A 20,271-nucleotide genomic window follows, 5' to 3' on the forward strand; every position below is an offset into this window, starting at 1 on the left:
TTATGCAAAAGAATATATATATAATAATAATAACTTTATTTGTATTCACATTTATTGCCTGTGAAGATACACTAGAACAAAGACTGTCAGATTCAGTAGACGTGAATGAAGCAATTGTAGATATCAATTCATTAAACCTTGCAGCAAACGGAGCATATAGCGTATTTGCTAGTTCTAACCATTACAATCGTAGTGTTTTATTATTACCGGAAATTATGTCGGACAATGCATTTATTGATGCATTTGATAATACGGGGAGATATTTAGATTATGATAGCTATACCGTAAATGCCAATGATAATTTTGTAAACCCTTTGTGGAACAACCTAACCAGTATCATTGCCAACACTTCAATAATCATCCAAAAAGCTAATGAAATAACGTATCCCGAAACTGTTCAGGAAGATGCAGATCAATATATTGGAGAGATGTATGCATTACGAGCATTAGCGTTTCATAATTTTCAACTTTTATTCGCTCAGCCATACAATTTTACATCAGATGCATCTCATCTAGGAGTTCCAATTCCTGATTTTGAATTATTAGGAGATGGTGGAAATATTCAGGAGCCATCCAGAAGTACTACTGCCGAGGTTTACACACAAATTGTGAGTGATCTAGAAATAGCAATCGACCTGATGAGGGCAGAATCATTTCCCTTTAGAATGGATGTTTATGCCGCAAAAGCATTATTAGCCAGAGTGTATTTACATATGGAAAATTGGACAGAAGCAAGGGATATGGCAAACGATGTCATAGAGAATAGTGGTAATGGATTATTAACAAATCAAGAGTATGTTGCTAGTTGGGGATTAGACTCAAACTCAGAGACTTTATTTGCTATAGTTAATAATGAAACTGATAATTCAGGAACGAGTTCTATAGGTTATTTTTATCTTACTTATAAAGATGCTTTTGCTACAGATAATTTTAAAAACACACTTAATGATACGGATGTAAGAAAAGAATTGTATCCCGCTGATGGGTCTGTAAACCTGGTGACTAAATTCCCGAGGAATAATGTGCAAGATGATAATATTCAAGTGCTTAGGCTTTCTGAAATGTACTTAATAAAAGCAGAAGCACATGCACAACTTACCGAAGAAATAGAATCAAGAGAGGCTTTGGATCTAATTATTCAAAGGGCAGACCCTATGGCAAGTCCATCAGCAGAAAGTGGACAAGCTCTTTTGGATAAAGTCATTTTAGAACGAAGAAAAGAATTAGCCTATGAAGGTTTTAGATTATATGACCTTACCAGATACGGAATTACTTTTAATAAATTCAGACAAGATGCTGATCCGATTATGATTACAGCTCCTGAGGACAGAACCATTTTGCCAATTCCAATTGATGAAATTAATGTGAATCCTAATCTTGCAGGACAACAAAATCCTGGGTATTAATTAACTAATAAGAAGATCATGAAAATTTTAAAAAATAGTGTTATAGCTATCATAATCAGCTTATTTTGTGGTTGCGATGCTAATGATAACGAGGTAATATTACCTTCTAATTTCAATTATATTTCTTTTACGACTGATACTATTAACGTTATAGAATCTGATACAGGTTCTATAACTGTATCATTTGTATATTCGGGGCCACTTTTATCTCAAGACCTTACTATAAATTATATGATCTCTTTCCCTGATCAGAACGCAGCTCAGGAAGGAGTAGATTACATATTGCCGGCTGGTTCTGGAAGTTTTGTACTTCCTGCCGGAGAAACCATAGCAGAGGTTACGCTTATAGAATCTCTAATCAATGATGATCTTTCTATAGGGTCAAGATCAGTGATATTCAATCTAGAATCGGCAAATGGTTTGATATTAGGTAAACCAGATAATAGAGAAGCTAAAAGTGTAACGGTAACTGTTGGAGAGGATGATTTATTTGAGTTTGGATATTCCAGTTTTGAAGATGTACCAACATTTGAAAATTTTAACCAATATCCAAGACCTGCAGGAACTGTGGATCCTCTTTTGAATGTTCAGGATTCGGATGCGTCATCAGAGGTTCCATATGTAAGTTACCCTGTAAATACTGGTAGTGAATTAGGTTTTACTGCATCTTTTCTGGCTGCAAGCGTGAGTGCCATAGAACAGGAAACTATGGGAGTTTATAACAGTACTGTTATTTTAGCAAACCCTGATGTGTTTCCGTCAGGATTAACAGAACTTGTGGATGGAAATCAAGCATATGTAACGTCGGATCTAGATGGTTTTGTTACACTTAGATTTGATGAGATTATCGGTCTAAATCCTAATGTAACGAATGCTGTGTTAGATGTAAAAGTGTTTTTTGGTACAACAACTTGGGAAACCGAAGACGGAATGGTAATTTATTACGAAACCGCTGATGGCTTAGGAGATCCAATACTTTCTCTTTTTGATGATGATGTTGAAGCGGCAGAAGGTACGTGGCAAGAGTTAAGAATACCCATTCCAGAAGATAAACTAACTACTGGGAGGTTGGTAGTTACCTTCAGAAATGGAGCCAATACCGAAATGATTATTTTGGACTCAATATCAATAAAGGGAATTCTGTAAAGTTTTATTTTGAATTAGTTGATGATAATGAACTTGGTTTACTTTCATAAAATCAAGTTCATTATTAAATGATCAATACGCTAATCAAAATTAGAGCGTATCAATACTATTTTAAGTTCCTAAGAATAAAATCTAACTTGGTATTTGTGTTTAGGTTTTGAGTAAAAGAATCTGTCATATGACGACTCTTTTTGGACAGTCCTAATTGCTGTAATCGATCAATAGCATTTTTGTTTTCTAAAGTTACCTTTCCAGTTAGTAATGCATCCATGTCTTGATTAGAATAATAATAATCATAGACTTTTTTAAGACCTGTCAGGTAAAGGTAATCCTTAGTGAAACCACCACCACGATGCACTCTTAGTGTTATTTGCCAGGCCGTTTCCTTATCGAGTTTATATTGGTTATATAGTAGATCAAAGGTGTCCTTAAAATCATATCCTTTAATCAGACTATCTGCAGCAATAACACGATAAGCTAATTCTTTCATTCGTTTTAACGTTAAACAACCAGACATATATTCACTAAATACAGCAAGTCCTTCCTGAGTTTCTGTATTATTAACAAAACCATTAGAAAAAATCTTTAGTGGTTGGCTTTTTCCATTAAAAGTAGTAACCATATGTACTCCTATCTCATGATTAGCAAGTACCTTTAAATCATTATCACTAAACTTATTGTTTTTCTTTAATACCAGTGTTTCTGACGCATTCAGAACCATTGCAGCAGCAGATATATGCGTAGACTTTTTAATATTAAAGTTAAAATCATAACGCTCTGCAAATTTCATGAAGTATATTTCAGCATCAGTCGCAGAATGTTTTTTGGTGAATTCTTCTTCTGGTTTTTCATCTTCAAAATGAAGAATGAATCGAGCATTCTCTACATCACGTTCTTTAGGAGTTCCGAAAACTTTTAAAGAATTGTAATAGAAGTTATTACCACTACCAATGGTTTCTATACATTGGATTAATCCAGAATATTCATAAATGATATCTTGATATAATTTTCTGATTCCTTCATCTTCAATACGTTCTAACCGTTGACTGAAAAATAGACGTTGTAATTTATAGGGGTCGAATTTTATTTTTCGATAGTTAAATTTTGGATTAAAACGATATTTACAAGCAAAAAAGCTCTTTTTTTCCTGTTCAATATTTAGTGGATTCAGATAATTAAGAAGTTCAATGTTCTTAACAAGTCTATCAAGATTTTGATCAATTTCGAATAAATCTGAGTATGTGTCTACAACATCTTCGATCATATTGTTTTTTTAACTAAGTACAAAAATAATAGATTAAGTTTTCAGAAACACTACTTTGGATCAATAAAGCTTTGATAAAATAATTGAGCATGTTTAGGGAGTCTAACTTTTAGTTCTTGTTCGATCGCATAAACTACTTCGGGATAGATAATATAATCCAATTCGTGGCAATATATTTTAGAAAACTCAGTCGCCAGTACCAAAGTATTAGGAAAATATTTAGTAATGTACTTTAGAAAATATCCATTTCCTTGAAATGTATCATTAATAGCAGCGGTCATTTCTGTTGCATTTGGAAGTTTAATTTCTGATAGTGTTTTACACCAAGAATCTATTAATGAAGAAAATCTGTTATTATCTATATTAGTTGTTCCAAGATTTACAACAGGAACATCTCTATCCCATCTTCTTCGGTTATATGAGTGTATATCGTACACAATAGCCCCATTATATTTGGATTCAATTTTGGAAATTAAGGCGTGAACTACCTCATAAAAGTTCTGATGTTTTTTAAGAGAAAATTGTTTCGCATCAGCAGTTAATGGGTTCTCCCATAGTTGTTTCCCCCAAGCATCTTCATAAATAGCATTTTCGGGGTCTCTATTTAGATCATATTCAAATCTAGAATCACAACCAGCAATCACTATAGGATGACTCTGTATCATTTGTTTTGTAGCTGGATCTTCTTCATACCATCGTTCAAATTCAGTATGTAGGCAATTATCCCAAAGTTCTTTTCTAAACTGATGCCCGTCATGAACTGCTCCACAAATATAAAAAGTGTAAGAATCAATTTTAATAGAAAATGAATAATCTTCTATGATGGCATGAAAAGGTTCTTCAGCATTTATTTTACGGATGATTTCATCAATAGAAAGCTTAAGCATCGTCTACTGTTTTTCTGAGCTTAGCTTTTCTATCGAATCGATTAACTCTTTGTACTACTTTATCTTCAATAAAATCCACTACTTTTTCTTGTAATCTTACTTTATACTTTTTGTTGATATAAGTAATTCCTCCTGGACTCATTACATTTACTTCTACCAGCATACCGTTGATAACATCAATACCTACAAAATATAATCCATCTTTAACAAGTTTAGGACCTATTAAACGACATAATTCTTTTTCTTGTTTTGTCAACGAATGCTTTACCACAGAACCACCTGCAGTAACATTAGATCTATGATCATCCGCTCCGGGAATTCGACGCATAGCACCAATAGGTTTTCCATTTAAAATAAGAATACGGACATCACCTTGATCAGCTCCTTCAATATAATCCTGAAGTATGACATAGTTACTAGTTCCATCTTTATTATCTATATAAAAATCTAATAGAGAACGGATACTTGTCATAGCTCCTTTTTCTATTAAAATAACACCAGAACCACCAAAACCGTTTAGAGGTTTAAGGATCATCTTATCGTTTGTAGATTCTTTAATCATGTTAATTAAGTAATCTTTGTTCTTAGTTACGTGAGTTCTGGGAATAAAATGGGTGTCAATATCATCAAAAGCAGCAGTATAAAGTTTGTTGTTGGACCTTCTGATTCCATCAATATCATTCATGATAAAAACATCGTCTTTTATAGAATCCAGAAAATTGAGCATAATCATATCAAGAGGAGGATTACTTCTTAAAATGATGGCATCAAACCCTGCTAGGGGCAGCATTTCATCCCTAAAGGTAGTTTTGATATAGAAAGATTTCATAGAAGAGGAAATCTTTTGTTGTCGATTAATCACTTTACAAAAAGAATACGTAACACTATCTCTTATGGTAAGATTTGATGGTGTAGCTAAAGCTACTCCATGCCCTCTCTTTGCAAATTCGTGAATTAATGTTAAACTTGTATCATTTTCGGGATCAATTTTTTCCCATGGGTACATTAGAAAACAGACGTTCATGAGCAATATGTGTTTTAGAAAAGAAAAATAATAAATTTTGCGTTTAGATGCCTAAAAAAGTATTAAAACTTAAAAGAAATTTATCTTAATTGGATAGTTATCTACAATTCAAATCAATCTGTACTTCATTTAACTTATCCCAAACAGGATGATTAATTGGTTTAGGGGAGATTCTAAATAATACTAAATGCTTTTCTAAATTTTCACAAAAACTATATGTTGCTACTAGGTTTAAATTTACTTCTTTGTTGGCGGTAAATGCATCATATGTTATGATTTTACCGGCAAATGATTGATTGTCAACTTTTTCAAAGAAAGCTTTGGTCCTAGAAATATTTTTTAAATTTCCAGATTCTGGCTTCGAAACTACATCTGTTAGACCATCAAAATAGGCTTCCATCTCTGATTCTAAGCTGCTACTAGATAATTTTGGGTCTTCATCCAGATACCAAAGAAATGAGTATGTAAAATACTCTTCTGAACCTTGTTTACCCCAACCAGGAGCAAATCGAACATATTCTGTACCTTTGTAATTAAGAGATGGGGCAAATGATAATGGAAACACTATGGTTTCTTTCCTCCAATTATCAGGAGCGAGTAAAGGATCAATAGATGAATCTTTCTTTTTACATTGTGTAAATGTGAAAAGGAGTATTACAAAAAATGGTATAGTTTTTGAAACTGACATAATGAGATTTATTATTTATAAACTTAAAAATACTAATTGTAATATTATTTATTGTTTTATAAATTTGCTAAAAGAAGGAAAAATACGAATACAAAAGTTTAAAAATGAAATTATATAGGTTTAAAACACTACTACTATTTATTTTTTGCATTCAGATTTCAATGGCTCAATCAGAAGCTGATTTGAGAGAGGCAGAAATAATTAACATACAAAAGGATATAGTGGGTAAACTTACTGGATATATTCCAATAAAAGGTAAGAAAAAGCTATCAAGTCGTGCTAGTAATTCAGAAAGAAAAACTACAGCAGATTATTTATTCAATTCTCTAAAGAGTATGGGACTTAAGGCTAAACGAAATAGCTATAACGTTCAAGATAAAAAAGGGAACCAATATAGTGGATCTAATATCTATGCTGAGATACCAGCAACAAATGAAAGTGATGAGTATATTGTTTTAGGTGCTCATTATGATACTGCTAAGGGTAGTCCTGGAGCAGTTCATAATGCTACAGGTGTTGCTTTGACTATTTATGTTGCGGAAAAATTAACCAAATTAGCTAAGAGAAATATTAATTTTATGATTGTATTTTTTGATCAACAGGAAACTAATATGATTGGTTGTAGAATGTTTGTCAAAAAATTACAGGATGATAAATATAATATAAACTCTATGCATCGTGTAGATTATGTTGGTTGGGATAATGATGAGGATAGAGCTATAGAATTGTTGGCTTCTAACATAAGTTTAGAATCTGCATATCGATTAGAATCTGGAGTCCCAGTATTTAAAAGAAGAGTATCGACGCCAGAAACAAGAGTTTTCGCTACCTTAGGGTATGATACTATTACGATTACTGCAGAGTTAATGAATGGTGATAATTCGCCGTATGTGCATCAGTCTGAAGATAAGTATATTACCGTTAATTTTAAATATCTAGCATCTACATCAGAGATTGTCTATAAAGTGATGAAATCTTTGTCAGAATAATAAAAACTATAAAAAAAATGTTTTAAAGGAGTTCTTTTATGTAAGTAAGAACTCCTTTAATTGTTTATAATCATTTGTCTTAATGCGTATCTTCTGCTTATTCATTACTTTTTGAATTTGAGCTGGTATTAGAATTTTAGTATGTAAAGTTTCTTCCACAATATCCAAAAACTTAACTGGATGAGCAGTTTCTAGAAAAACACCGTATTCATTTTCCTGTAAACCGTATTCCTTTAATCCTAAATAACCAACTGCTCCGTGAGGATCAGCAATATATTTGGTTTTAGAGAACACCTCTTTCATAGCATCTTTGGTAGCATTATCATCAAAACTATAAGCAGAAAAATTATTTTTTAAAGACTCAAAATTATTGTCAAATAATCGTTGAATTCTTATGAAATTACTTGGATTACCAACATCCATAGCATTAGATATAGTAGCTTTCGACGGTTTGGGATCATAATCAGATGTCTTCATATATCTAACTACAGTATCATTAACATTAGTAGCTGCTACAAAATGTTTTACAGGAAGGCCTAATTTATGAGCTACAATACCTGCGCATATATTTCCAAAATTACCGCTAGGCACAGAAAATACAATTTCTTTCCCTTTGCTTTTGAGTTGTTTATAAGCAAAAACAAAATAGAATAATTGCGGTAACCATCTTGCGATATTAATAGAATTAGCAGAAGTTAATTGCATGTGATCCGTAATACTTTCATCTAGAAAAGCCTTTTTTACCATATCTTGGCAATCATCAAATACACCATCTACTTCTAGAGCAGTAATATTCTGACCCAATGTAGTAAGTTGCCTTTCTTGTATGTCACTTACTTTTCCCGATGGATAAAGAATAACGACATCTACACCTTTTACACCAAGAAAACCTTGCGCAACGGCCCCTCCAGTATCTCCAGAAGTAGCAACAAGTACCGTAACTTTATCATCGTTATCTTTATTAAAATATTCAAGACATCGAGCCATAAATCGAGCACCTACATCCTTAAAAGCCATTGTAGGTCCGTGAAAAAGTTCCAGAGTACCGATGTTTTTATCGATATCAATTACCGGGAAATCAAAACTTAGTACATCTTTAAGAATATCTCTTAACTCAGTTTCTGGTATCTCATTGCCTACAAATTGCTTTATGGCTTGAAAACCAATTTCTATATTATCAAGATTTTCGATAGTATCAAAAAATGATTGCGGAAGAGGAGTTATACTTTCTGGGAAATATAACCCTTTGTCTGGAGCCAAACCTTTAATAACAGCTTCAGAAAAAGATACTTTTGGAGCATTATTATTTAAACTATAGTATTGCATTGATATTCTGATTTATTATTGTGAAACTATAGCAGAAAACTCGATCTCTACCAAGATATTAGGATCTATTAATTTAGAAACTTCTACCATTGCTGTTACTGGTTTTATTTTTCCGAAGTATTCTCCGTGAGCTTTACCAATTTCTTCCCACTTAGAGATGTCTGTACAGTAAATTCTGGTACGAATTACATGATTAAGATCAGCATTTAATTCATTTAAGACTTTTTTTACAGACTCTATAATGGCAATCGTTTGTTCATATTCATTGGCTCCTGGAGCCGTTGTTCCAGAAACTTCTATGGTGTTTCCTATTTTTATAGCTCTCGAGTATCCTACAATATCTTCCCAAGGAGAACCTGTGGATATTTTTTTAATCTTTGTCATATCAATTAATTATTTTGACTCCTTGATTATTAATTTTAGAAATATGAATATCAAAATCAAGTCCCGTTTTAATATATACTTCTCTAATTGCTTCTGCCACTTTTTTTGCAGTATCCATACCTTTACTTAAAGCAAAGATGGATGGGCCAGAACCCGAAATTCCACAGCCTAAAGCACCTTGTTTAATAGCGGCTTCTTTTACATTTGCAAACTCGGGTATTAAAATTGAACGCATAGGCTCTATAATTACATCTTCTAAACTACGACCGATAAGGTCGTAATCTTCTGTAAAAAGTCCGGATACAAGACCACCAACGTTTCCCCATTGATGAATTGCCTGTTTTAGCGTTACATTTTGCTTAATAACAGATCGAGCATCAGAAGTTTTTACTTCAATTTGCGGATGGATTACGGTCATTACCAAATCTTGAGGAGTATGAAGTTTGATCACATCTAGTGGAGCATAACTTCGAACTAACGTAAATCCACCCAGAAGGGCAGGAGCTACATTATCAGCATGAGCATTTCCGCTAGCAAGTTTTTCGCCTGCCATAGCAAATTCAACTAACTTATGGGAAGTAAAAGGGCTCTCTAGAAGATGATTCACTGCCCAAACAGCGCCTGCGCTGCTTGCAGCACTACTACCGATACCACTACCAGCTTTGATTTTTTTATAAATCTCGATATCTACACCGATTTCATTTTTACAATTTTTTAATAAAGCTTCTACAGCAACACCTGCAACATTCTTTTTTGTATCCAGTGGTAAATCAGCTCCTTCAATCTTAGTAATTCTAACTCCAGGTTCTGACGTTAGTGAGATGATCATTTCATCACCTACTGTATCCAAGCAGCATCCAAGTACATCAAAGCCACAAGAAAGGTTGGCTACGGTGGCAGGAGCAAAAATCTTTATACTTTTCATTTTTATCTGGATATTTATTTTTTACCAATTCTAATGATATCTGCAAATATACCAGAAGCTGTAACTTCTGCACCAGCTCCAGCACCTTTTACAATTAGAGGTTGTTTAGGGTAACGATCCGTATAAAAAAGAACTATATTATCACTTCCTTCCAGATTATAAAAAGGATGATCAGTAGGAATATGCTGTAATCCTACTTTTGCTTTTCCGTCTTCATATTGTGCTACATATTTTAAACGACTCTCTTTTTTGTTTGCTTCATCAAGAATTTTTACAAAATGAGATTCGTTAGTTTTTAAGGACTCGAAAAAATCATCGACACTTGTAGTGTCTAAACTTTCTTTTGGAAGAAAAGCTTCTTTTTCGATGTCTTCTAATTCCAAAATTTGTCCACTTTCACGTGCTAAAATTAAAATCTTACGAGCCACATCAACACCACTAAGATCAATCTTGGGATCTGGTTCGGTGTACCCTTCTTCTTGTGCCTGTTTTACCACATCATAAAAATTGACTCCTTCTTTATAATTGTTAAATACAAAATTAAGACTACCAGACAATACTGCCTGAATTTTATGAACAGTATCACCAGAAGCAATCAAATTGTTTAAGGTGTCAATGATTGGTAAACCTGCTCCAACATTAGTTTCATAAAGAAAAGAAGCACTGAATTTACGAGAAAGTTCCTGTAACTCAGAATAATTAACATATTCATCAGCACAAGCAATTTTATTACAAGTTACCACTGCCATGCTTTCTGCTAAGTAATTTTTATACACTTTAGCAATATCCGGGTTAGCTGTGTTGTCCACAAAAATAGAATTACGAATATTCATCTCTTTAGCGGTACTGAAAAACGTTGAAGAATCTGCTTTTTCTCCTTCTGCAAGTCTATCCTTCCAAGAATCTAATTTGATACCGTTTTCATCAAAAACCATGGTTCTTGAATTAGAAATTCCGACAACACGTATTTTAAGACGAAGTTTTTCTTTTAAATAAGTCCGCTGTTGCTCCAATTGATCTAGTAATTTACTACCTACATTTCCAACACCTGTTATGAATAGATTCAGTTGTTTAGTTTTTACTTCAAAAAAGCGTTCATGTAAGATATTTAAAGCCTTTTTAATATCTTTTTTCTCAATCACTACAGAAATATTTTTTTCTGAAGCTCCTTGAGCAATCGCTCTAATATTCACATTGTTTTTACCAAGTGTGCTAAACATTTTCCCACTTAATCCTTGGTGATGATACATATTATCTCCTACTAATGCTACAATGGCGGCATCATTTTCGATTTTTACAGGATCAACTTTGTGCTTTGTAATCTCAAATTCGAAGGCAGTATCCAAAACGATCTTTGCTTTTTCTGCATCAACAGCATCAACAGCTAAGCAGATAGAATGTTCAGAAGAAGCTTGTGTAATCAGAATTACATTAATGTTTTCTAAAAATAAAGCCTCAAACAATCGTTTAGAAAAACCTGGAATACCTACCATTCCACTTCCTTCTAGCGATATCACCGAAATGTCATCGATATGACTAATTCCAGTAACAGGTTTTTGTCTATTGGTTACTTCTCGTGTAATCATTGTACCAGCATCTTCCGGCTGAAATGTGTTTTTGATTACAATTGGGATGTCTTTATCTAAAACAGGATGAATAGTAGGAGGATAGATCACTTTTGCACCAAAATGAGATAATTCCATGGCTTCCTGATACGATATATGAGGCACTGGCTTAGCTTGTTTTACTAGTTTTGGGTTAGCTGTATACATACCACTAACATCTGTCCAAATTTGTAATTTATTAGCTTGTACAGCCGCTGCCAAAATTGCTGCAGTAAAATCCGAACCTCCTCTTCCTAAAGTAGTAGGTTCTCCTTCTGCAGTTCTTGCTACGAAACCAGGAAATAGACTAATCTGATGTTTGTTATCTTGTGCATATCTTTTTATTCTAAAATTAGTCTCTTCATAATCTATCGTGACTTTTGCTGCATCGGTAGTGATTATATAATCCCTAGAATCTTTAAGAACAAGATCCAACCCTTTTACCTTAGCTGCTTCAGCTATAATGAAGGAAGATAACATTTCGCCAAAACTGGCAATTACAGATTCAGTTTTAGGAGATAATTCACTTAATAAAAAAACTCCTTCGCAAAGGGATTCCAGTTTGTTTAATTCTGATTTTACTTTACTAATTATAGAACTTTGAGAAACCACTGGAATCAGATCTTTGATAGCTTCTAGATGCCTGTTTTCAATTGTTACAAGGGTGTTTTTATATTTTTCATTGTTAGAAGAGGCTTCATTTCCTGCCTGTATTAAAAGATCTGTTATTCCTCCTAGAGCAGAAACAACTACATAAAGAGCTCTATTATTAGATTGTTTCTCAATGATTTTTATAACTTTTTCTATTGTTGCAGCATTTGCAACTGAAGAACCTCCGAATTTTAGAACGTTCATATAATATTTTTTAAAAGATGTAATTGATAAAGGTTTTCGGTAGTTTCTTTACGTAAAATAAACTACTTACTTGATTTCTATAATATATAAATGATTAACCCCTAAGGGTAATAATAGTAGTTGTAGTACCTGTAATAGAAGTGTAGGCGAAAGCCGCTGTTGTTTCTAACGCGAAAAGTAAAACCGAGATTGAAACCGTACTAAACATTAGTTTGCTTTATATTAAAGTTCAAATGTATAATTTTTTATTTTTGAACAAAATAAAATCGTTCGTAATCATAAACTTTTATTGATCTTTTAATTTATATGTAGATTCGTTAAAGCATTCTTAAAAAAAACAAACTAAAAGGCATTATTAGATCATGAAAAGCGTATTATCCAATAATTAATAAAATTTATACTTGTGAAAATATTTTCCGCTAGTCAAATGCGAAAAGCAGACGAAGTTACAATTCAATCTCAAAAGATTACTTCTTTAGAATTAATGGAGAGAGCTGCTACTCAAATATTCAATGTTTTACATCAACGATTACAAGGTGCTCCGATTCCGATTCATGTTTTTTGCGGTATTGGAAACAATGGAGGTGATGGTCTAGTTATCTCTCGATTATTAGTAGAGCATGGATATCATGTTACAACATACATCGTTAATTTTAGTGATAAGAGATCGGAAGATTTTTTGGCAAATTATGATCGATTAAAATCCATAGGAACAGAATGGCCAACACAGCTAAAGTCTGAAGAAGATCTCCCGAATATTAAACAACAGGATATGGTGATTGATGCGATCTTTGGTATTGGGTTAAATAGACCTTTAGTGCCTTGGGTAATCAATTTAATCAAACATATTAATGCCGCTAGATGTTTTACATTATCAATTGATGTACCTTCTGGCTTATACGCAGATAAAGCTCCTGATAATCCAGAAGGTGTTATTTATGCTTCTACAACAGTTACTTTTCAATTACCGAAATTAATATTTTTCTTACCAGAAACAGGTCAGTATTCTCAGGATCTGGAAGTTATAGATATTGGATTGAATAGAGATTTTATCGCTCAGACTAAAGGTTTTGCGGAGTTGATAAGTAAAAATGAAGTACTGTCATTATATAAACCAAGACATAAATTTGCGCATAAGGGTGATTATGGACATTGTCTTATTATAGGCGGTAGTTATGGTAAAATAGGTAGTACTGTCTTAGCTACAAAATCAGCGTTACGTATTGGAGCTGGTTTAGCAACGGCATATATTCCAGAGTGTGGATACGAAATTCTACAGACCTCAGTTCCAGAAGCTATGGTCATTACGGATAATGAGGACGATTATATATCTAAAATAAAATTTGATTTTGATCCATCTGTCATAGGAATCGGAATTGGACTTGGTATTCATGAAAAAACGACACAAGCTTTTGGTGAATTTTTGAAACAAAATAAAACAATGTTGGTTGTCGATGCTGATGCGATCAATATTTTAGCAAAAGAACCAGAGTTGTTGCAGTTTTTGCCTAAACGAACAGTACTAACCCCACATCCTGGTGAATTAAAGCGTTTAATTGGTGAATGGAAAGATGATTTTGATAAAATTAATAAAGTAAAAGAGTTTTCTGCAAAATACGATTGTATTGTTGTGATCAAAGGAGCAAATACTATGATTGTCTATAAGGATGATATATATGTGAATACTTCTGGGAATCCGGGAATGGCTACAGCAGGAAGCGGAGATGTTTTAACTGGAATCATTACTGGGTTAATTTCTCAAGGATATGATCCATTACACGCAGCGGTTTTTGGAGTGTATCTACACGGTAGTTCTGGTGATTTGGCAATTCAAGAAACTGGTTATCAAGGATTGTTAGCTAGTGATATTGTTTCTAATATTGGAAAATCATATTTAGAATTGTTTAAACAGCCAGAACCAATTCAACCTCAAGCCTGATTGTACCTAAAAAAATAGTGGTTTTCGCGTACAATTTTGTTTGCTTTTTATAGTTATGGGTATTGATGATTTTTATAATTTTATCTCATTAATTAAAAAGCAAAAAATGATGACAAAAAAAATGATGGCGATTGCAACAATTGCCTTGGGACTATTAGGTGTTTCCTGTTCTAGTGATGATGGACCAGCAGTGGCAAATATTGCTATTGAAACTATTGGTTTAGAAAACTTAACAGGTGGATCCACCTATCAAGGATGGTTAATAGTAGATGGTCAAGCTGTGCCTACTAATCGATTTACAAACCCTGCAGGAACTGTAAACCTTACGGTACTAGCCTCTGATCTTGCAGATGCTACGGAATTTGTTCTTACTGTAGAACCAGTAGGAGATACTGATAATGTACCTTCTAATGCTAAAATATTAACTGGTAGTTTTAACGGTTCTAATTCTGCAACACTGAGCTTTGCACCAGTTGTTGCTGATCTTTCTAGTACAGCTGGACAATTCTTTCTTGCTACTCCAACAGATGACGTTGATGATAACGATGAATTTGGGGTATGGTTTATGAATGGAACGGGAGCAGGATTAACATTACCTGCATTAGCAAGCGGTTGGAAATATGAAGGTTGGGTTGATTTTGGAAATAAAATCGTTTCTACAGGAACGTTTTCTGATGTAGATGTAACAGATGATGCTAATTTCTTTAAAGGTTCAGGTGGAGTAGTTCCTAATTTTCCTGGAGAAGATTTTCTTGTGATTCCTAGTCAAATTCCTTTAACTGGTATAACTTTTCCTGCTGCGGTAACAAGCAAAAAAGTTTATATCACAGTAGAGCCTTTTGAAGATAAAGATCCAGCTCCATTTTTTATTAAACCACTAAGTGGAACTGCAGGAATTACAACAGGTGCTGCAAACCCAGTTTTAATGATTTCGGATAACTCTGTTCCTTCTGGTAGAGCAACAAGACCAAATTAAATTATAGCTTGTTCCTATAAATAAAAAAAACTCTCGAAATTCTCGGGAGTTTTTTATTTATACACTCTTTGTTCAAAAGATAGTAGGAAGAATCCACTGAAGAGTTTTTTTGCTTTTTCAATTTCTGTATTAGGAAGCGGATTATTATCCAAAAGTAATCCTGCTAATGGATATTTTTCAGTTTCAAAATCTTTAGGAATAGCTTTTATTTGATTGTTATTGATATGCACCATTAATAAGGATTTTTGGGTTGTGAAAACCTTAGGAAGCTCAGCAAACTGATTGTATCCTGCGTGTATTACCCATACTTTTTTCATGCTACCTAATTCAGCAGGTAGATCTTTTAATTCATTATGATCTATATAAAAAAATCGAATTTGACTCAGTTCTCCAATAGTGCTAGGGAGTTTTTTCAACTTATTGTGATCGATCCACAAAGAATACAACTTAGGTAATTTTCCTAAATAGGAATAACTTTCTTCATCTTGTATGGTGTTATAGGACAAATTCAGATCCTTCAGATTCTTGAGAGTTGTTATATTCTCTGGTAGTTTAGTGAGCTTATTGTTTTTTAGATTCAAAAACTCAATCGGTAACCCAGAAATTTGTGTAATTGCTTGCTCTAGATTAAGAGCAGGATTATGTACTAACGAAATTTGCTTAAGATTTGGAAACAATTTTATAGATTCTGGGATTGTTTTAATACCTAAACTATCAAGGATTAATACTTCTAGGTTTTTATGAACTGCCAATTTATGTAGACTACCATTTATATCTAGTTTAGCGTTATTACTTAAGTTAATCATTCTCAAGTCTTTTAAGTCAGCTATTGTTACAGGCAATTCTTCAAGATCCTGATTACTAAGATCCAGTCGATGAACTTTTGACAGTTTTTCTGAATCAATTTCTATATGAGTTTTACTATAAAACGTCGTGTAAGTGCCACAACTACAAAAGAGCAATACAAGGGAAGTGGATACATGATATATTATTTGCCTCTTAATCATCCGTAATGGTTTTATAAAATATGTTTCCGCTTACTTCTAAATAGATTTTATCCTTTGTTTCTACAAGCCATGGAAATCTAGGATTTAGTCCTAATCCATCGTGAAGAAGATTCTGAATGTAAGCTCCAGCTTTTTGACTATTAATTCCTAGTTTAGAATGTATAGAAAAATCATTTTCTTGATAAGTAGCATATCCATATAGATTTCCATAAAACAATTCTTTAAAAGGAGGCAATGTAAACCAAACGTTTTTACGTCCATCATCTGAGTTAATGGAATTTCGAGGTGATTGACTGTAATCAGGTCTTGCGGTGAATAAATCAATTCCGACTCCAAATTTTTGTACCGTTTGTGGATTGATTATTTCTGTAAAACCAATATCTAAGGAACCTGTAACTCCATAATCTGTGCCTGCACCACTAAACCAACCTATGCTAAAGTCATTCTGAAAACTAAGATGAATGTTATGATTGGCGTTACTAAAGCGCATCAATAATGCTCCACGTTTTAGTCCATAAGACTTTAATAATCCAGGAAGGTAATCTTTACTAAACCCAAACCCTAATCCATTAAAACCACCTTTTCCTTTTGGATTAAATAAGATAGAAGTATTCATATTAGACAGAGAAGATCCTAATAGATTGTTGTTTTTTCCTATACCGGCTAATGCAAAAAACTCGTATGAATACCCCAATCCGGAAGTTTTTACCGTATGTCGCTTTATAAATTGATAGGAAGCAAAAGATAATCCACTTTCTATAGAAATATCGCCATAGTTTAAGGTACTAAAGCCAAAAGCGCCTAGTTTTAGCCATTGATTTTGGTTACCTAAAGTGATTTCAGCTTTTATAAGTATACCGCCATCAGCATTAAATCGTTGTGAGTATATAAAAGAACAACTCGAGAATACAATGTATGTAATGCTTTTCCTTAGCCAGTATATATTCATATTATTTTCTGGGATGGAATGTATTAATGACTTCAGTTAGGTGACTTCTATCCAGATGCATATATATTTCTGTAGTTGTAATACTCTCGTGTCCTAACATTAATTGTATGGCTCTTAGATCAGCTCCATTTTCTAATAAATGGGTAGCAAAGGAATGTCTGAACGTATGTGGGCTTATATTTTTATGGATTCCTGCTTTTTCAACAAGTCGTTTTACAATCGTAAAAATCATAGCTCGTGTAAGTTGTTTTCCTCTACGATTTAAAAACAATGTATCCTCATGTCCTTTTTGAATATTAAGGTGATTTCTTTTTTCATTTTTATAAATATTGATATACTTCTGCGTTATTTCTCCAATGGGTACAAATCTTTGTTTATCACCTTTTCCGGTGACACTAATGAATCCTTCATCGAAAAATAAATTAGAAAGTTTTAAATCAATTAATTCACTAACTCGAAGCCCACATCCATAAAGTGTTTCTATAATAGCTCTATTACGTTCTCCTTCGGCTTTACTTAGATCTACATGGGAAATAATCGTGTCTATTTCTTCTAGCGATAAGGTGTCTGGTAGTTTTCTACCTATTTTAGGAGCTTCAATAAGTTCCATAGGATTGATTTCTCTATAATCTTCGAAAACTAAATAATTGAAAAAACTTTTTAAACCAGAAATAATGCGGGCTTGAGATCGCTCATTTACTAGTTTTGCTGTTTCATAAATAAACAGCGTCAGTATATCCTTTTCTATCGAAAGTGGTGTCGTATTAATATTATTTTCTTCAAGATATTTAATTAATCTTTGGATATCCAAACTATAATTGATAATCGAATTATTAGAAAGACCTCTTTCGATTCTTAGGTAATGTTCATAATCTTTTATAGCATGATTCCATTTCATTTTTCTAATATAAAAAGAAAAACCCATCCTAAAAACAAATTTAGGACGGGTCTTTATAATTTTAGAATTATGTATTAAAACTTATACACCAATCCTAAGTTTATATCGTCAAGATTAACTCCGATAGAGAAAGTGTCTGTAGATTCTGCACCATTCACATCTGACTTAGTAGATGCATAAGATAAAGCTCCCCAAAAAGCTTCTAAAGCAAAGTTATCACTTATGAAGTAGCTTACACCAGGTCCACCACCGATTCCAAAACCATCGACTGTTACGTCTACACTTGCAATCTCTGTTTTGATAGACAAATAATCAACTCCAAGTTCCCCAAAGATTGAGAATTTGCTAGAAGGAGTAAAGTAATACCTTCCAAATGCACCACCATTAAAAGTGTTTATTTTGATCTCATCAGTAAAAGGCGCTTCTTGTTTTTGTGCGTTATATCCTATTCTAGCTCCAACAACAATGTTGTCTGATACAAAGAAACCAACTCTAGGAGTAATTTGGAATGCTGTGGATTTAACATCACCATTAGATTGTGAGCTATATCCAAAAGATCCGGATACAAAAATATCTCCTTTAGCAAATCCTCCGTCCTGTGCATTGACAAAACCTAACGTAAATACTGCTACTGCAGTTAAAATTAATTTTTTCATGATAATTGTTTGTTTATATTTTATTACACCCATAAGTATCATTTATTGAGTATTTGTTACCAGGTTTTTTATTAAAATTTCAAATAAATTATCCTTGTAAAATCTAACATTTTAATAGTCAATGAATAAGGATTTATTTTTATTATGATAATATGAGTTATTTATAAGGAAGAGTAGTATTCTATTTATGCATATTAGTATTTTTATGTTTTAGTAAGTAAAGGTTTTTTGGTTTCCTTTTACCTTGTTATAAAAAATAAAGCTACTTTTGGGTGTCTACTTATTCTTAAAAAAATGAAAAGAAATAGTTTTTTACTCATTATAGTAATCTTAAGTTTTGTTAGTATTAATGCACAGAAATTAAGTGATGAAGATCCATTGTATGCTCGTGCCGGGTTTAAAGGAGGTGTTAATTATAGTAGTATTATTGGTGATGCTGATGGAACAGATGCACGAGTGCGTGTACATCTTGGTGTAGTAGTGGAATATCCTATTTCTAGTAAGTTTTTTCTACAAGGAGAACTGTTATATTCTGCTCAAGGATATAAATTGGATGTAGCTGATCAAGAGCAGAAAATTAGTCTAAATTATATTTCACTACCAATTATAGCAAAAATATATGTTACAGAATCTATTAGCCTAGAAACAGGTCCGCAATTTGGATTGTTGGCTAATGTAGGGAATGAGGATATAGCAGATGATGATCCTTTTTTTGATTCTTTTAATAGCTTTGATATTAGTTGGGGTGTTGGTGCTGGCTACAAACTAGAGAGTGGTCTATTTTTTCAGTTGCGATATAATCTTGGATTATCTAATATTAATGACACCAGTATCATAGACGTTACTAATCAAAATTCGGTTGCTCAATTATCGATAGGATATTTATTTAAGACAAAAAATAATCGAAGAATCATACGAGAACAATAAAAATGAAACTTTTACTATTAAATGGTCCCAATCTAAATTTGTTGGGTAAAAGAGAACCTGGTGTATATGGGAATCAATCGTTTGAAGATTTTTTTTCTGAATTACAATTACAATTTAAGGATATTGATTTAACGTATTTTCAGTCTAATATAGAAGGCGACCTTATTACTGAAATTCAAAAGGCAGATGATATGTATGATGGTGTTATTTTAAACGCAGGAGCCTATACGCATACTTCTATTGGTATTGGTGATGCGATCAAAGCTGTCGCAGTACCTGTAGTTGAAGTACATATATCCAATACATTCGGCAGAGAAGAGTTTAGACATCAATCTTATATTTCTCCAAATGCCAAGGGTGTTATTCTTGGTTTCGGTTTACAGAGCTATGCATTAGCAATTCAAAGTTTTCTTTAGCAAAT

At 32.9% G+C, this 20,271-nt stretch carries 19 protein-coding genes; 7 read left to right on the forward strand and 12 right to left on the reverse strand.

The genetic code is table 11. The features are described from left to right. Window positions 1-2 precede the first annotated feature (2 nt). Together Q0975_RS10145 and Q0975_RS10150 are read left to right on the forward strand one after the other, a co-directional pair. On the forward strand, window positions 3-1,406 hold the full coding sequence (locus Q0975_RS10145; RefSeq protein WP_299435993.1) for a RagB/SusD family nutrient uptake outer membrane protein: 1,404 nt from the start codon (window positions 3-5) through the stop codon (window positions 1,404-1,406). 18 nt (window positions 1,407-1,424) lie between these two features. Next, window positions 1,425-2,552, forward strand: a complete 1,128-nt coding sequence (locus Q0975_RS10150) for a hypothetical protein (protein ID WP_299435996.1) — start codon at window positions 1,425-1,427, stop codon at window positions 2,550-2,552. A 106-nt stretch (window positions 2,553-2,658) separates the two neighbouring features. Here the strand turns inward: Q0975_RS10150 and Q0975_RS10155 are convergent, their stop codons facing one another. From Q0975_RS10155 to Q0975_RS10170, 4 genes are all read right to left on the reverse strand, one after another. Next, window positions 2,659-3,816, reverse strand: a complete 1,158-nt coding sequence (locus Q0975_RS10155; RefSeq protein ID WP_299435999.1) for a flavohemoglobin expression-modulating QEGLA motif protein — start codon at window positions 3,814-3,816, stop codon at window positions 2,659-2,661. A gap of 50 nt (window positions 3,817-3,866) precedes the next feature. Further along, entirely contained in the window at window positions 3,867-4,703 is an 837-nt protein-coding gene (locus Q0975_RS10160) for an N-formylglutamate amidohydrolase (protein ID WP_299436002.1), read from the reverse strand. Then, window positions 4,696-5,727 carry a glutathione synthase gene (gshB, locus tag Q0975_RS10165; protein ID WP_299436005.1) on the reverse strand — a complete coding sequence of 344 codons (1,032 nt, stop codon included), beginning with the start codon at window positions 5,725-5,727 and terminating at the stop codon, window positions 4,696-4,698. The genes Q0975_RS10160 and gshB overlap by 8 nt, the downstream gene beginning before the upstream one ends. A gap of 97 nt (window positions 5,728-5,824) precedes the next feature. Then, on the reverse strand, window positions 5,825-6,415 hold the full coding sequence (locus Q0975_RS10170; RefSeq protein ID WP_299436008.1) for a hypothetical protein: 591 nt from the start codon (window positions 6,413-6,415) through the stop codon (window positions 5,825-5,827). A gap of 104 nt (window positions 6,416-6,519) precedes the next feature. Here Q0975_RS10170 and Q0975_RS10175 point away from each other — a divergent pair, with 104 nt between their 5' ends. Beyond that, the gene (locus Q0975_RS10175) at window positions 6,520-7,404 is read left to right on the forward strand and encodes a M28 family peptidase (RefSeq protein ID WP_299436011.1); all 885 of its coding nucleotides are present in this window, start codon (window positions 6,520-6,522) and stop codon (window positions 7,402-7,404) included. Window positions 7,405-7,440: 36 nt separating this feature from the next. Here Q0975_RS10175 and thrC read toward each other — a convergent pair whose 3' ends face one another. From thrC to thrA, 4 genes are read right to left on the reverse strand one after another with little or no spacing between them, the layout of a single operon-like run. Beyond that, a complete protein-coding gene (gene thrC / locus Q0975_RS10180; RefSeq protein WP_299436014.1) occupies window positions 7,441-8,730 on the reverse strand; it encodes a threonine synthase in 1,290 nt (429 codons plus the stop codon). A gap of 15 nt (window positions 8,731-8,745) precedes the next feature. Continuing rightward, on the reverse strand, window positions 8,746-9,114 hold the full coding sequence (locus tag Q0975_RS10185) for a RidA family protein (protein WP_299436018.1): 369 nt from the start codon (window positions 9,112-9,114) through the stop codon (window positions 8,746-8,748). Between the two features lies 1 nt (window position 9,115). After that, the gene (locus Q0975_RS10190) at window positions 9,116-10,039 is read right to left on the reverse strand and encodes a homoserine kinase (RefSeq protein WP_299436020.1); all 924 of its coding nucleotides are present in this window, start codon (window positions 10,037-10,039) and stop codon (window positions 9,116-9,118) included. Between the two features lie 14 nt (window positions 10,040-10,053). Beyond that, on the reverse strand, window positions 10,054-12,498 hold the full coding sequence (thrA, locus tag Q0975_RS10195; protein WP_299436023.1) for a bifunctional aspartate kinase/homoserine dehydrogenase I: 2,445 nt from the start codon (window positions 12,496-12,498) through the stop codon (window positions 10,054-10,056). Window positions 12,499-12,901: 403 nt separating this feature from the next. Between thrA and Q0975_RS10200 the strand changes: the two genes are divergently transcribed. Both Q0975_RS10200 and Q0975_RS10205 read left to right on the forward strand, forming a co-directional pair. After that, a complete protein-coding gene (locus tag Q0975_RS10200; RefSeq protein WP_299436026.1) occupies window positions 12,902-14,437 on the forward strand; it encodes an NAD(P)H-hydrate dehydratase in 1,536 nt (511 codons plus the stop codon). 106 nt (window positions 14,438-14,543) lie between these two features. After that, window positions 14,544-15,413: an anti-sigma factor gene (locus Q0975_RS10205; RefSeq protein WP_299436029.1), complete on the forward strand. Its 870-nt coding sequence runs from the start codon at window positions 14,544-14,546 to the stop codon at window positions 15,411-15,413. Between the two features lie 53 nt (window positions 15,414-15,466). Here Q0975_RS10205 and Q0975_RS10210 read toward each other — a convergent pair whose 3' ends face one another. From Q0975_RS10210 to Q0975_RS10225, 4 genes are all read right to left on the reverse strand, one after another. After that, the gene (locus Q0975_RS10210) at window positions 15,467-16,420 is read right to left on the reverse strand and encodes a leucine-rich repeat domain-containing protein (RefSeq protein ID WP_299436032.1); all 954 of its coding nucleotides are present in this window, start codon (window positions 16,418-16,420) and stop codon (window positions 15,467-15,469) included. Continuing rightward, window positions 16,413-17,369 (reverse strand): hypothetical protein, encoded by a 957-nt coding sequence (locus tag Q0975_RS10215; RefSeq protein ID WP_299436034.1) that lies wholly within the window; start codon window positions 17,367-17,369, stop codon window positions 16,413-16,415. Before Q0975_RS10215 ends, Q0975_RS10210 begins: the two co-directional genes overlap by 8 nt. 1 nt (window position 17,370) lies before the next feature. After that, window positions 17,371-18,267 (reverse strand): site-specific tyrosine recombinase XerD, encoded by an 897-nt coding sequence (xerD, locus tag Q0975_RS10220; RefSeq protein WP_299436036.1) that lies wholly within the window; start codon window positions 18,265-18,267, stop codon window positions 17,371-17,373. A 74-nt stretch (window positions 18,268-18,341) separates the two neighbouring features. Continuing rightward, window positions 18,342-18,923: an outer membrane beta-barrel protein gene (locus Q0975_RS10225; protein ID WP_299436039.1), complete on the reverse strand. Its 582-nt coding sequence runs from the start codon at window positions 18,921-18,923 to the stop codon at window positions 18,342-18,344. A 294-nt stretch (window positions 18,924-19,217) separates the two neighbouring features. Between Q0975_RS10225 and Q0975_RS10230 the strand changes: the two genes are divergently transcribed. Beyond that, window positions 19,218-19,850 (forward strand): porin family protein, encoded by a 633-nt coding sequence (locus Q0975_RS10230; protein ID WP_299436042.1) that lies wholly within the window; start codon window positions 19,218-19,220, stop codon window positions 19,848-19,850. 2 nt (window positions 19,851-19,852) lie between these two features. Further along, window positions 19,853-20,266: a type II 3-dehydroquinate dehydratase gene (gene aroQ, locus Q0975_RS10235; RefSeq protein WP_299436045.1), complete on the forward strand. Its 414-nt coding sequence runs from the start codon at window positions 19,853-19,855 to the stop codon at window positions 20,264-20,266. The last annotated feature ends 5 nt before the right edge of the window (window positions 20,267-20,271 follow it).

Source organism: uncultured Aquimarina sp., assembly GCF_947500065.1.
Lineage (GTDB): Bacteria > Bacteroidota > Bacteroidia > Flavobacteriales > Flavobacteriaceae > Aquimarina.

Coding starts and splice junctions, on each gene's coding strand:
- Q0975_RS10150 (WP_299435996.1), top strand. CDS start 1,425: ATGAAAATTTTAAAAAATAGTGTTATAGCTATCATAATCAGCTTATTT.
- thrA (WP_299436023.1), bottom strand. CDS start 12,498: ATGAACGTTCTAAAATTCGGAGGTTCTTCAGTTGCAAATGCTGCAACA.
- Q0975_RS10210 (WP_299436032.1), bottom strand. CDS start 16,420: ATGATTAAGAGGCAAATAATATATCATGTATCCACTTCCCTTGTATTG.
- Q0975_RS10155 (WP_299435999.1), bottom strand. CDS start 3,816: ATGATCGAAGATGTTGTAGACACATACTCAGATTTATTCGAAATTGAT.
- aroQ (WP_299436045.1), top strand. CDS start 19,853: ATGAAACTTTTACTATTAAATGGTCCCAATCTAAATTTGTTGGGTAAA.
- thrC (WP_299436014.1), bottom strand. CDS start 8,730: ATGCAATACTATAGTTTAAATAATAATGCTCCAAAAGTATCTTTTTCT.
- Q0975_RS10230 (WP_299436042.1), top strand. CDS start 19,218: ATGAAAAGAAATAGTTTTTTACTCATTATAGTAATCTTAAGTTTTGTT.
- Q0975_RS10225 (WP_299436039.1), bottom strand. CDS start 18,923: ATGAAAAAATTAATTTTAACTGCAGTAGCAGTATTTACGTTAGGTTTT.
- Q0975_RS10175 (WP_299436011.1), top strand. CDS start 6,520: ATGAAATTATATAGGTTTAAAACACTACTACTATTTATTTTTTGCATT.
- Q0975_RS10185 (WP_299436018.1), bottom strand. CDS start 9,114: ATGACAAAGATTAAAAAAATATCCACAGGTTCTCCTTGGGAAGATATT.
- Q0975_RS10190 (WP_299436020.1), bottom strand. CDS start 10,039: ATGAAAAGTATAAAGATTTTTGCTCCTGCCACCGTAGCCAACCTTTCT.
- Q0975_RS10205 (WP_299436029.1), top strand. CDS start 14,544: ATGATGACAAAAAAAATGATGGCGATTGCAACAATTGCCTTGGGACTA.
- Q0975_RS10160 (WP_299436002.1), bottom strand. CDS start 4,703: ATGCTTAAGCTTTCTATTGATGAAATCATCCGTAAAATAAATGCTGAA.
- Q0975_RS10145 (WP_299435993.1), top strand. CDS start 3: ATGCAAAAGAATATATATATAATAATAATAACTTTATTTGTATTCACA.
- Q0975_RS10170 (WP_299436008.1), bottom strand. CDS start 6,415: ATGTCAGTTTCAAAAACTATACCATTTTTTGTAATACTCCTTTTCACA.
- gshB (WP_299436005.1), bottom strand. CDS start 5,727: ATGAACGTCTGTTTTCTAATGTACCCATGGGAAAAAATTGATCCCGAA.
- xerD (WP_299436036.1), bottom strand. CDS start 18,267: ATGAAATGGAATCATGCTATAAAAGATTATGAACATTACCTAAGAATC.
- Q0975_RS10215 (WP_299436034.1), bottom strand. CDS start 17,369: ATGAATATATACTGGCTAAGGAAAAGCATTACATACATTGTATTCTCG.